The sequence below is a fragment of the Mesorhizobium sp. W016 genome, from assembly GCF_054719485.1.
In genome coordinates, this window is record NZ_JBTTIF010000002.1 from 3,526,408 (window position 1) to 3,538,500 (window position 12,093).

Annotated in this window: 10 protein-coding genes; 1 reads left to right on the top strand and 9 read right to left on the bottom strand. The window is 60.6% G+C overall.

What is annotated here, in order from left to right; all coding sequences use genetic code 11:
• Positions 1-4: 4 nt before the first annotated feature.
• The gene (locus tag ACYG9V_RS17490) at positions 5-1,081 is read left to right on the top strand and encodes an SLAC1 family transporter (RefSeq protein WP_023669195.1); all 1,077 of its coding nucleotides are present in this window, start codon (positions 5-7) and stop codon (positions 1,079-1,081) included.
• Here ACYG9V_RS17490 and ACYG9V_RS17495 read toward each other — a convergent pair.
• The 9 genes from ACYG9V_RS17495 to ACYG9V_RS17535 all read right to left on the bottom strand — a co-directional run bounded on the left by ACYG9V_RS17495 (position 1,056) and on the right by ACYG9V_RS17535 (position 11,968).
• Positions 1,056-2,153, bottom strand: coding sequence for an ABC transporter ATP-binding protein (locus ACYG9V_RS17495; protein ID WP_352765783.1), 1,098 nt, complete (start codon positions 2,151-2,153; stop codon positions 1,056-1,058). The two genes, ACYG9V_RS17490 and ACYG9V_RS17495, sit on opposite strands and share 26 nt — an antisense overlap.
• The gene (locus tag ACYG9V_RS17500; RefSeq protein ID WP_023698539.1) at positions 2,153-4,261 is read right to left on the bottom strand and encodes an ADP-ribosylglycohydrolase family protein; all 2,109 of its coding nucleotides are present in this window, start codon (positions 4,259-4,261) and stop codon (positions 2,153-2,155) included. Before ACYG9V_RS17500 ends, ACYG9V_RS17495 begins: the two co-directional genes overlap by 1 nt.
• A gap of 26 nt (positions 4,262-4,287) precedes the next feature.
• The gene (locus tag ACYG9V_RS17505; RefSeq protein ID WP_023669192.1) at positions 4,288-5,121 is read right to left on the bottom strand and encodes a carbohydrate ABC transporter permease; all 834 of its coding nucleotides are present in this window, start codon (positions 5,119-5,121) and stop codon (positions 4,288-4,290) included.
• On the bottom strand, positions 5,118-5,963 hold the full coding sequence (locus tag ACYG9V_RS17510) for a carbohydrate ABC transporter permease (RefSeq protein ID WP_023669191.1): 846 nt from the start codon (positions 5,961-5,963) through the stop codon (positions 5,118-5,120). The genes ACYG9V_RS17505 and ACYG9V_RS17510 overlap by 4 nt, the downstream gene beginning before the upstream one ends.
• A gap of 46 nt (positions 5,964-6,009) precedes the next feature.
• Positions 6,010-7,329, bottom strand: coding sequence for an ABC transporter substrate-binding protein (locus ACYG9V_RS17515; RefSeq protein WP_023706328.1), 1,320 nt, complete (start codon positions 7,327-7,329; stop codon positions 6,010-6,012).
• A 36-nt stretch (positions 7,330-7,365) separates the two neighbouring features.
• Positions 7,366-8,382 carry a LacI family DNA-binding transcriptional regulator gene (locus tag ACYG9V_RS17520; RefSeq protein WP_023669189.1) on the bottom strand — a complete coding sequence of 339 codons (1,017 nt, stop codon included), beginning with the start codon at positions 8,380-8,382 and terminating at the stop codon, positions 7,366-7,368.
• A gap of 164 nt (positions 8,383-8,546) precedes the next feature.
• The gene (locus ACYG9V_RS17525) at positions 8,547-8,939 is read right to left on the bottom strand and encodes a GlcG/HbpS family heme-binding protein (RefSeq protein ID WP_023669188.1); all 393 of its coding nucleotides are present in this window, start codon (positions 8,937-8,939) and stop codon (positions 8,547-8,549) included.
• A 47-nt stretch (positions 8,940-8,986) separates the two neighbouring features.
• The gene (locus ACYG9V_RS17530) at positions 8,987-9,826 is read right to left on the bottom strand and encodes an enoyl-CoA hydratase/isomerase family protein (protein WP_023698538.1); all 840 of its coding nucleotides are present in this window, start codon (positions 9,824-9,826) and stop codon (positions 8,987-8,989) included.
• 324 nt (positions 9,827-10,150) lie between these two features.
• A complete protein-coding gene (locus tag ACYG9V_RS17535; RefSeq protein WP_460221986.1) occupies positions 10,151-11,968 on the bottom strand; it encodes an ABC transporter ATP-binding protein/permease in 1,818 nt (605 codons plus the stop codon).
• Positions 11,969-12,093: the final 125 nt, after the last annotated feature.

A 12,093-nucleotide genomic window follows, 5' to 3' on the forward strand; every position in this document is an offset into this window, starting at 1 on the left:
AGTTATGAAAGAGTGGTCCCAATCTGACGTCGGCGCAGCGCAAGGGAGTGGACTCTGCTCCAAGGAAATAACCGCATTGAAGTGTCAGGCTGTTCTCGGTCTGTCGGCAGAGGGATCTCTAATAGCCCGGTTTCCAGCCTCGTTCTTTGCTATCGGCCTCGGGGCAAGTTCTTTTGCCGTTATGTGGGAGGTTGCGCAACAACTGTGGGCGATGCCGGTAGGAATTGTTGTTGGGGTTATGATACTGGCCATGGGCATATGGACAGCTCTTTTGACTTTATATGGTTTGAAGTTGTGGTTAGCACCGTTGGCGGTGCAGGCGGAACTCGCGGATCCCGTTCAGAACTGCTTTCCTGGTCTTGCGGGTGTCGGGATGATGCTGACCGCCGTGAGTGTATTGCCCTTCAGTGCGACAGTGGCCGCTATACTGCTGTGCATCGGCGGGGCGTTTGCAGTGGCATTCGGGCTTTGGCATTCGCAATTGATCTGGAAAACGACCATCGCTCTGTCCGACGCGACGCCTGCCTTATACTTGCCTGTTGCGGCCGCGTCATTCGTTCTCAGCATCGGCCTATCGACATTCGGACATTCTGAATGGGCTCAACTGGCTTTGGGTGCGGGGCTCTTCTCGTGGCTAACAATCGATTCCGTTTTGTTCTACCGGCTCTATTTTGGCGAGCCACTGCGAGACCAGATCCGGTCTACCTTGGGAGTTCAACTCGCGCCTCCGGCGGTGTGCTCGCTCGCCTATGTTAACTTGTCAGGTACCAGCGAAGACGTTTTTGTTCACTGTCTGATCGGTTACGCAATGCTCCAGGCTGTTATCGTCGGCGGCGTACTGCCGCGAATTGTCCGCCGTTTTTCTGCCGGTCTTTGGAGCGTCAGCTTCGGCGCCACGGCATTGGCAACCACGATTGAAAAACTGGCGATCCGTGGGGAGTCAGGCTTTGCTGGGTGGTTGGCTCTTCCAGTTTTTGCGGCCGCAAACCTGCTAATTATGTGGCTAGCCGTTAGAACGATCATTCTGGCCATGACCGGCTCTTTACTTCCGGCGCCTATAGGTGGGCAAAAGGAGCGATAGCAGGCTGAAACCGTCGTCCAGCGGTGTCGAACAAACAGACGCGATTGGGCTGCACCCGAAGCCAGATCATATCGTCGGGTTGCACGTTGATCCGCTCGTGAAACATAGTCACCACGGTCTGTCCTCCGACGCTCGCGGTCACTTGCGTTTCCGGGCCGAGGGGCTCGACGACTAGGACCCCGGCCGGGATACCCGAGCCTATCGGGGCGATAGTGAAATATTCCGGTCTGATACCGTAGAACGCTTCCGTGCCGGAGGGCCTTGAAACGTTGTCGGGCAGCGGCAGTACGATGCCGGCATCGGTTATGAAAACGGGCTGGCCGTCGGCGCTGTCGAAACGGCCTTTCAGGAGGTTCATCGACGGCGAGCCGATGAATTCGGCAACGAACATGCTCTGCGGATCATCGTAGAGGTCGAGCGGCCGGCCAACCTGCTCGACATGGCCGCCATTCATCACCACGATCCGGTCGGCCATGGTCATTGCCTCGACCTGGTCGTGGGTGACATAGATCGTGGTGGTGGCAAGACGGCGATGCAGGCTCTTGATCTCGGCGCGCATGGCGACGCGTAGCTTGGCGTCCAGATTAGACAACGGCTCGTCGAACAGGAAGACCTGCGGTTTGCGCACGATCGACCGACCCATGGCCACGCGCTGGCGTTGGCCGCCTGACAGCTGGCGCGGATAGCGATCGAGCAGCGGCGTCAGCCCCAGTATCTCAGCGGCGTCCGCAACACGCTTCTGCTTCTCCGCCTTGGGCGCACCGGACAGCGTCAGTGAAAACGCCATGTTCTCGGCCACCGTCATATGCGGATAGAGCGCGTAGTTCTGGAACACCATCGAGATGTCGCGTTGTTTGGGAGCCAGATCGTTGACGACCCGCCCGCCGATGCCGATCGTCCCGCCAGTGATGTTTTCCAGCCCCGCGATCATCCGCAGCAGCGTGGATTTTCCGCAACCGGACGGGCCGACGAGCACCACGAACTCGCCGTCTCGAATGTCGACGGAGACGCCATGAAGCACCTCTACCGGACCATATGCCTTGCGGGCCTTATCGATCGTGACATTCGCCATCAGACCGCTCCGACCCGAATTTCGTTGCATGACAAGGCGCCTTCATGCACCAGCAGGCCAATGCCGCCATCATGGAAAGCCTCGGGGCTGCAGTCTTCCGCAAAAAGCGATATGCCGTCCGCCTCGAAAGTGATGCGCTCGCCCTTGGCCGCCACTTTCATCGATATCGATTTTTCGAATTCGGTATTGAAGGCGGTCTCGGCGAGCACGTCGGTGCTCTCGTCTCGGACGCGCACGATCTGCATCCTGCCGTCGCGGGTGACGCGGGCACCATAATAGCGGCGCAGGCCCTGCGCCCGGACGGCGAAACCGCCATAGTTGCCGAGATGTAACATCACGTCGCCGCACACCTGGTAATCGGCCCACTGGCGCGTGCCATGGATGATGATTCCTTCGCCGCTATTCTGCGAGATCCGGAATGCCGCCGGATAGCGCTTGGAGAAGAAGTCTGCGCCGTTGACCCAGGACAAGCGCCAGAAATCGCCGTCGCCCGCCGGGCGCTTCAGCGTCAGCTCGGGCGTGCCATCCCATCTGACGTAGTCGACAAGCAAGCGGCCATCAGCGCGCTTGCCTGTGCTAGAAATCGCCAGGCCGAGTTCGGCAATCGGCTGGCCGCCCGTGTCCGGCAAAGCCCATTCCAAAACGGCCTCCTTGCCCGGCTCGATGATCACCGAACAGCCGTCGACATTGCGCCATTCGTCATGCTCGTCGTAAACGCGTGCCCGCAATCTTACCTCGACAGCGCCGCGGTTCTTTTGATCGGCAACGACGCGAGCGCGCACGACCTGACCGGGATAGACAAGCGGCGTTGCCATCAGGTCGTAGGTGCGCATGTTGAGCATTTCGCGCGGCGAGAAGGTCGGAGTGGTTACGACTGCGACCTGAGTAGGCCGCAAGGCTTCATAGTCGATTGCGAGAGCACGGGCGGCTTCGAACTCGGCATTGCCGATGCGCAGCGCAGAGCTGACATCGAGGCCGGTCTGCGGCCTGAAGCCTTGCTGGCTGCCCGGCAGCGAGAAATGGAACTGCGCGCCGGCCTTGGGAGCATCAAATTTTTGCCTGCCGGCCAATTGCAGGCCGAGGTTGGCGAGGAAATAGGCCTGGCGAACCGCGTCGTTGATCGAGTTGCCGCCATCTGCGGATGAGATCAGCAAGCGGTCAGCGATCGGCCCGCGCCAGTCCGGGCCTTCGTCCAGCCCTTCGAGCCCATTCATGATGCCAAGCAGGCAGCCGACATTGCCGGCATTGCAATCCGTATCCCAGCCCGACGTGTTGACGATCATCTGCGCCCGCTGGAAATCCTGCGGTGCATAGAGCACAGCCATGATCATCAGCGCATGGTTCGGGACGACGTGGCAGTTGCCGGGATATTTGTCGTAGCCGTAGTGTTGTTCGATCTTCTGGCGGGTGTCGCGCCAGTCGGGATGCGCCTTGTGCCAGGCCCTGATATTGGCGATCAGACTGGCGATCAGGCAATCCTGAGGTATCTGGCTCAAACCGGTATCGATCAGGTGGTCGATGTCCGACGAGCCGAAAGCTTCGGCCTCCATCGCCGCCCAAAGCATCGCGGCGTAGACCGACTCGCCATCATGGCTGACCTTGCCAGCCTGTTCGGCGAGCCTTGCGGCAAGTTCCGGCTGGCGCGGCGCGACCATGGCCCAACCATCGATGAAGATCTGTGCACCGATCTGTTCAGCAACCGCCTGGCCGTTGGTTGCAATCGAACCGGAATGCGGGGCCGAAATACCCTTCTTGAGGTTAAGCCATGCGGTGTGTTCAGTGGAATTGCCGTTGCCGCCCCACCACAGGATAGCGCGCTCCTCAACGATGTAGTTGAGCCAGGCCTTGCCGATTTCCTCGGCCGAAAGGCTTGCCTTGATGCCATAGTCCTCCAGGGCACGAACGAAGGTGAAGGTACCGGCGACATCGTCGTCGGTGACGACGAGCGGCTGGTTTAAACGCTCATGCACGTAGTATTCGATCGGGCCGAGCTCATCCATGATCTTCTGGTACGTCCAGCCCTCGAAAGGGCGGCCGAGATATACCCCCACCAGCTTGCCGAGGACGCCGGCATAGACGCGTTCGAGATAATCATTGGGCAACTGCATCGTTCACTCCACAATTCGAAACGGGATTAGCCCTTCACCGAGCCACCGGCCATGCCCTCGATGAAACGCTTCTGCATGAAGACGAAGAGCAGGACGACGGGCACGACGATGATAAGGGCGGCGGCCATGATCTCACCCCAGTCGGAACTGTACTGGCCTGAGAGCAGATAGAAGGCGATGACGGCGGTGACATTCTCCTGCCTCTGCAGGAAGGTCGTCGCTATCAGAAACTCGTTCCACGAATTGAGGCCGATGATAAGCGCCACCGTGAGGATGCCGGGCGAGACGATCGGCAGCATTACCCGCCAGAAAACCTGCCAGGAGGTGGCACCATCGACGATCGCCGCTTCCTCGAGTTCCTTCGGAACTGCGATGAAGTAGGTCCTAAGCAGCATCACCGCGAACGGGCTGTAGAGTGCCGTGTAGATCAGCGAAACTCCGAAAATATTGTTGATCAGGCCGAGCTTGGCGAAGCCGAAATAGAGCGGGAAGATGTAGAGCTGGATCGGCGCCGTCGTCGTTGCGAGCAGGTAGAAGGTGAAAATCTTCCAGGATTTGACCTTCTTGCGGGCCAGCACATACGCTGTCAGCGACGAGGTCGAGCAGACCAGCACGATCGTCGTGCCGCTAACGACAAGGGAGTTCACGAAGGTCTTCGAAAACTTCGCATGGTTCCAGGCATTGACGAAATTCTGCCAGCGGATCGGTCCTGGCAGGCCCAGCGGATTTTGTACAATCTCAGCAGCCGGCTTCAGGGAGTTGAGTACCAGAAGTGCGATCGGAAACAGAGCGATGAAGGCGAACAGGCTAAGAAGCGCATAGGAAACGATTAGCGTCAGGCGGCTTTCGACAAGGCTCATTGCTCCCCCTCCCGCGTCTGGATGCGGACGTAGAAGAAGGTGCCGACCAGCCCGAACAGGCTGATGACGAGCGCCGCCGCCGCCGCTTGCCCGACATTCAGGTCATAGAACGCTTTTCGGTAGGCGAGGGTAGACAGGAGCTCGCTCGAAAATGCCGGGCCGCCCTGGGTCATGATGTAGACGAAGTCGAAGGCGAGGAACGACCAGATCACCGTCATGATCATCATGAGTGTCAACGTCGGCCGGATACCGGGCAACAAGACGTAACGCATCATCTGGAAATACGTGGCGCCCTCGACTTTCGCGGCCTCGATCTGTTCCTGCGGAACCTGGCGGAGCGCCGCGAAGAAGATGACGCAAAGGAAACCCCACCAGTGCCAGAGATCGACAGTCGCGACGCCGAACAGCGCAAGCGGCGGCTGCGTCAGCGGGTTGGGGATTGGCATGCCGTATTTCTTGAGGATGCCGAAGATCCCTGTCACCGGGCTGTAGATCATGCCCTGCCAGACGCGTGCGGTGATGGCGGTGGCAATGACGACGGGGAGGAAATAGACTGTCTGGAAGAAGTTACTGCCGCGGCGCACGATCAACAGCATCGATGCGGCGGCGAGACCCATGAGGATCGGCACGGTCAGGAAGACGAGCGTCCAGACCATGTTGTTGCCGAGCGCCGACCAGAAGACGCGATCCGCCGCCAATGCCCGGAAATTGCCGAGGCCGGCAAAGGTCGGCGCTGAGATGCCGTCCCAATTGCAGAAGGCGAGAGCGGCCGTCAGTAGTGCCGGAACGAGCACGATGACGACGTTGATGATCATCGTCGGAACGATGTAGAGTCGATGCATGGAGTTCCTCCGGGAAGGGCGACGCATATCGCGCCACCCTGAGCGGTCAGGCGCGGGGCGGGATTGCAGGCACCTTGCCCGCGTCCTTTTCCTGCTTGAAGGTCTCGTCGAGCTTTTTAAGGAAATCGGCGGACGAGGTTTTCTTGAGCCAAACCTCTTCCATGCCGCTGACCAGATAGGTGTCAGTCGCGGGTGGCAGGAAAGTCCACGTCGTATAGCCATACTTGCCAGCGCCCACGGCGGTGGACAGCTCCCTCATCGCTTCGGTGTAGAGCGGCAGTACATTGTCCGACAGCTTCACCTTGGAGAGATCGGCAAGCGGCAGGTTCCATTCGCCTTGCCAGACCGAGTTCATCTTGCTGTAGAAATCGTCCTGGAACATGTAGTCAAGCACGGCGGCAGCACCGTCCGGGTTTTCCGACTTGGCATTGACCGAAAGCGTCGAGCCGATGCCGAGCGGAAAGATCGGGTCGCCCGACGCGCTGGGGAAGCCGACAAAGCCCGGCTCGGCATCGTTGTCGGGGAAATATGGCTTGACGTTGGTGAAGCTCCAGGTGCCCGTGGGCGCCATGCCCGCTTGACCGGTCGCAATCTGAGCGAAGGCCTGCTCGGAGGTCAGGGAGAAGTAATTGTCGCCATAATAACCCTTGTCCCACCACTCGGCCAGCTTGTCGATTGACGCGACGAAGGCCGGATCTGTCCATTGAATCGATCCCGCCAATGCCTTATGCACGGTTTCCGGGCCAGCGATCGAATTCATGGCTATCGAGACGTGCCACTCGTTTGCCGGACGCCAATCGGCATTGCCGGCGCCGAACGGTACAAGGGCCTTGCCCTTCATTTCATCGGCGAGTGCTTCAAGTTCCGCAATCGTCGTAGGTGCTTTCCAGTTGTTCTTGGCGAACAGCGTCTTGTTGTAGAAAAGCCCCAGCGTCTCATAGGTCTTGGCAAGCGCGTAGAGCTTGCCTTGGTAGCGGCCGAGATCGAGGAACAGAGGCAGCAGCCGTTCGTTCCAACCGTATTTCTTGGCATAATCGTCGAGTGACAGGAGTTGTCCGGCCTGCGCCATGGCGGCGACATAACTCGGGCCTGCGGTGAAGACGACGTCGGGTCCGGTGCCCGAGAGCATGGCGACACGAAGCTGCTTGTCGAGATCGGAGCCGCGGAAGTCAATGCTCAGGAGTTCTTCCGGATGGGCCGCGTTGAACGGGTCCACAAGCAGAGTCTTGAGATTGTCCTGATTTTCCGGCGATGCCGATTCATACCAGAAGGCCACGGGCTTCTGGTCGGCCGAATAGGCGAGGCGCGGCAGGAGCGGCAGGCTTGCCAGACCAAGTCCGGCTTTCAGAATTGTACGGCGTTGCATGGTTTCTTCCTCCCAGTTTTGTAAGACGGCCAGCATCTAGATGGCTCGTGTCGAGCCTCGTTGGATAAGTTCAAAGGGCATTTCCAGCGCGGTTCCCGCACCGGTCTTGGCGCCGCGAAGCCGCTCCATCAGTGTCTGTGCCGCGCGCGCGCCCATTTGCCATTGAAACTGCGCGACTGTGGTCAGCGGCGGCGTCACCAGCTTCGCTGCAGGAATGTCATCGAAGCCGACGACAGCGATCTCTCTGGGTATCTCGATGGCGCGCTCGCGCAGCGCCTGCATGACGCCGACGGCCATCAGGTCATTCGCGGCGAATATCGCTGTTGGCTTAAACGTGCTTGCGAGTATTGCTTCGGCGGCGCGCGTGCCGCCGATCTCCGAGAATTCCTCGTCGATGATCACATGCGCGGGATATCCCACCTTGGCTAGGGCCGAGCGATAGCCGTCGATACGCGTGGCCTGGGGGCCGCCTCGGCCCGCTACCATCGCAATGCGCTCGTGACCCTGGCCGATCAGGTGGTCGGTGACCGCTAGCGCGGCTGCCCGGCTGTCGACATAGATGTCATCGACGACGATTTCGCCGCCGCGTTTCTTGGAAGACTCGATCCGCACCACCGGAACCCCTGCTTCGACCAGAGGGCTGAAATCGTTGGCACGCAAGGTAAAGAAAACGCCGATCACGCCATCGACGCGACCCTGCCGCGCCCAGTCGAGGAAGTGCCGCTCGCGTTCAGGTGTGCCATCGGTGTTAACTGCGATGACGTCGTAACTCAGGCCGTCCGTCACCGATTGGATGCCGCGGATCAGCGATGGATAGAAAGGATTCGTGATGTCGGGCACGATGCAGGCAATGGTCATCGAACGGCTCGTCTTCAGCGCTTGCGCAAAGCGGTTTGGGACGTAGCCAAGGTCCTTGGCGGCCTTCGTGATGCGAGCCCACGTATCCGCTGGGATCGAAGAAGCGCTACCACCGCCCAGCACCATGGAAACCGTGGCCTGCGAAACCCCGGCTGCCCTTGCCACATCCTTCTGCGTCGCCCTGCCGTTTGCCATTCCCACCCTTGTTGATACGTATTACTGATACGTATCACTACTACCGGGTTTCCTTTGGGTGTCAAGCTCGGTCGATTACATAGTTACGGCGCAGCCGGGGCATCGCTTTACGTCGACTCCCGACCTCGGCCACCGGACCTCTGGCGAATTTGCTTGCGTTGCGCTTAGCGGACAGCGGCCTCGGCGATGGCGACATCCTCTTCGGCAGTGCCGCCGCTGACGCCGACACCAGCATACACCTTGCCATCTTCGTCAACCACAGGAATGCCTCCACCCATGGGGCAAAAACGGCCGCCGCCCACTGTGGTCAGCGCATACAGCGATTGTCCCGGCTGCACGAGCGGCAGGATGTCAGCCGTGCGCAGGCGCACGAGGGCCGAGGTATACGCTTTCCGCTCGGAAATCTCGAGCGCGAAGACGGGCGCCCCGGTCATCCGGTGCTGAAGCACTAGATTGCCATGAACATCGATGATGCACACTGCAACGGGCACATTGGCCTTTGTCGCCTCTGCCTCCACACGTTCGGCCAGTGACTTCGCTTTCGTGAGCAGATCCATGGGATTGTTCCTTTCTTTGAGGGGGTGCCGTCGCCATCGGCAGCGGTCTATCGCGGCGGCAACTCTCCTAGGTGGAAAGCCAGCCGATTCTCGACATCTCCCGGCGCCTGGAAGCCCTTGGCGGTCAGCGCTTTGATCCCCTCCTGGGCGGCGGGCCGGCTCAGTGAAGCTATGCAGGATTCCCAGCCGGCGCCTAGCTCGACATCCGGACTCAGGCTGGTGTTGACCAAGCGCTTGGTCTGCGCGATCGCCCACTTGTCGAACCTGGAGATCCGCGTGGCGAGCGCATCGACATAGGCGTCGAGCTCTGCGTCGGGCAGCGCCTTGTTCACGTAGCCATACGCCTCTGCCTGTTCGCCACGGATGTCCTCAGAGGACAACAGAACCTCCATGGCGCGATTGCGACCGATGAGATGCGGCAGGCGGGCCATCGGTCCACCGCCGGCGACCATACCCACGCCAACCTCCCACTGGGAAATAATGGCCTTTTCCTTGCTAGCGAAAGCCATGTCGCAGGAAAGGGTGATCTCGCTCCCGTTGCCCGTAGCGCGACCCCGGATGAGGGCGATCGAGGCGACCGGCGCGCGCGTCAGCCGCACAAGAAAATCCGGCCAGGGCGGCAGGCCCGTCGGCCCGGGCGGCAGCGCGAGCATATCCTCGATCCGCGCCTTGAAGTCTGAATGGTTGAGGAAGTATCCGTCGACGCTACTGTCGAACACCACGACCCGAACGTCTTCGTCAGCCTCAATGGCGTCAATCAGATGTGTGAATTCTTGCACCATCTGTGGACCCATGACATTGAGCGGGGCATTGTCGAACGTGACTCGCCAATAGGTGGGCGTCCGGCGTGTCAGGCGAATCTGCGAGGTAGTTGTCTTGGCGTCCACTGGAAACTCCTTCGATGTTTACATGCTCGATGCCTCGAACATGAGGCATTGGCTCCAGGCCCGCGAGTGGACGAACGTATCGCCAAGACCATGGTGTCGGTCTGGCAGGGCAGGGCCGACCGCTCGGTGATCAAACGGACTACCGACCCGTCTGAACAGTGGCCGTGCCGTCGCCATCGCGCTGCAAACTTCTTCTAACAGACCTCCACCGGGATAAGCGCTGCCTCGGGCGAACTGTGTGGTCATCGTGCAACATAGGGACGTAAGGGACGGTGGCCAACCGAACAGGCGATGGCGCAGCCCGGCGCGAATCTGAATACCGGTCTACTTCTTTCGCCGCACGGCCGCCTTCGGCGGAGGGTCGATGGCGCCGGCCCTGACGCGAGGGGGCTTAAGCGCCGGCGCACCGGAATCCTTTACGATCGTCAGGCCGCGCGGAAAGAACTGAGTGTTGTGCTGGCCGCGCCCGATATTGATGATCGCGGCTCCCTTCAGATGCTTTTCCAGCATCGCCAGCACGCGCCTCAGCGAGGGTCCGTCGAACGCATCCATCGCTTCGTCGATGATCACCCACTTCGGCTGCCGCAACGCGAGCCTGGCCACGCCCAGCAGGCGCTGTTCGTCATCGGCCAACTCATGGTCCCAGCGCCCCACGCGGTCGAGCGAAGATGACAGCCGTTCAAGACCAACCTCGGCCAGAACGGCCGAAATGTCGGCATCGTTGGCGGGCGCATGCCCATTCGCGTGATTGAGCACCTCTCGCAACGTGCCGGCCGGCAAATACGGGACACGCGGCACGAAGATGAGGGTTTCTCCAGCCGGCAGGCCGATTTTCCCTCTGCCCCATGGCCACAGGCCCGCTATGGCGCGGAAGAACAGCGTCTTGCCGGCGCCTGGCTCACCGGTGATCATCACGCGCTCGCCGGGACGGATCTCGACATGGCTGTCTGAAAGTTTGGTGCAGCCCTCCGGCGAGGCCACTTGGAGCTTCTCGAACGTCAGGCTGCCATTGGCGTTGTCGCCGAATTCGATCCGCTTTTCCTTGTCGTGCAGCACATCGGTTTCATCGAGCGCGATGCGGAAGTCGGCAACACGCATCAGCGTGGCGCGCCAGTCGGCGATGCCGCCGATGTTGTTGATGAACCAGCGCAGGGACGAATGCACCTGGTTGAAGGCACCGACCGCCATCATCAGCCCGCCGAAACTGATATCGCCCGAAAAATAGACCGGCGATGCCACCAGGATCGGCGCCACCACGGTGATCCAGCCATAGGTATCGGTCACCCAGGACAGGTTGATCTGCGCTTTGTAGATGTTTCGCATCGCGCCCAGCACCGTGCCAAGGTCGATTTCGAGCCGTCTCTTGGCATCGGCTTCGCCGTGATAGAGCGCGATGGCGTCGACATTCTCGTTGACGCGCACCATCCCGGAACGCAGCTCGGCCTCGCGGGTGTAGCGGTCGCTGTTGAGGCGGATCAGCGGCCGCCCGACCAGCCAGCTCAGCCAGGAGGCGATGCCGGCATAGAGGAACGCGGCCCAGACCATGTAGCCCGGTATCGCCAGCGACCAGCCGTTGATGTGGAAGACGAAGCCCGACGAGAGTTGCCAAAGCACGCCGACGAACGACACCAGCAGGATGAAGGATTGCAGCAGGCCGACGCCGAGGTCCGTCGACAGATCGGACAGATGCGCGGCATCCTGCTGCATGCGCTGGTCGGGATTGACGCCGATGGCGCCGGCATTGGCGAGCCGGAAGGCCCGCGCCGGCCGCATCCATTGGTCGATCAGGTCGAGCGTCAGCGCCTCGCGCAGCTTCAGCCGGATCATCTGGTTGAGCCAGGTCTGAGCGATGTTGAGCAGCAGCAGCGTGCCGGCAATCACGGCAAAGATCATCAGCTGATGCAGGAAGGCCGCCATGTCGCGACGCGCCAGCGCATCGTAGAAAGGCTGGTTCCAGCGGTTGAGCAGAACCTGGCCGATCGACGTCGCGACGATGACCGCCATAATGCCGACCGACGTCCAGACCAGCCACTTGCGCACCGGTGAGCCTATCAGCGCCCGTTTGATCGTCGCCACCTGATCGCGCAGGCTGCTGGCTTCCACGGCTACGGTGATCGGCTGAACAGTGGCCTGATTGTCCATTTGGTCAGTCTTACCGAGATCCTTGCGTTCATGTGCGATGCTGAACCAGATGAAGAGAGCCGACGGCCGCCGCTCCCCAACCAGTCCGCCACCCCAGAACTACAGACACGTTCGGTAAATTCCGG

Bases quoted from the DNA above. Each gene is read 5' to 3' on its own strand.
- ACYG9V_RS17515 (WP_023706328.1), bottom strand. From the start codon at position 7,329: ATGCAACGCCGTACAATTCTGAAAGCCGGACTTGGTCTGGCAAGCCTG.
- ACYG9V_RS17490 (WP_023669195.1), top strand. From the start codon at position 5: ATGAAAGAGTGGTCCCAATCTGACGTCGGCGCAGCGCAAGGGAGTGGA.
- ACYG9V_RS17510 (WP_023669191.1), bottom strand. From the start codon at position 5,963: ATGCATCGACTCTACATCGTTCCGACGATGATCATCAACGTCGTCATC.
- ACYG9V_RS17505 (WP_023669192.1), bottom strand. From the start codon at position 5,121: ATGAGCCTTGTCGAAAGCCGCCTGACGCTAATCGTTTCCTATGCGCTT.
- ACYG9V_RS17525 (WP_023669188.1), bottom strand. From the start codon at position 8,939: ATGGATCTGCTCACGAAAGCGAAGTCACTGGCCGAACGTGTGGAGGCA.
- ACYG9V_RS17520 (WP_023669189.1), bottom strand. From the start codon at position 8,382: ATGGCAAACGGCAGGGCGACGCAGAAGGATGTGGCAAGGGCAGCCGGG.
- ACYG9V_RS17500 (WP_023698539.1), bottom strand. From the start codon at position 4,261: ATGCAGTTGCCCAATGATTATCTCGAACGCGTCTATGCCGGCGTCCTC.
- ACYG9V_RS17535 (WP_460221986.1), bottom strand. From the start codon at position 11,968: ATGGACAATCAGGCCACTGTTCAGCCGATCACCGTAGCCGTGGAAGCC.
- ACYG9V_RS17495 (WP_352765783.1), bottom strand. From the start codon at position 2,153: ATGGCGAATGTCACGATCGATAAGGCCCGCAAGGCATATGGTCCGGTA.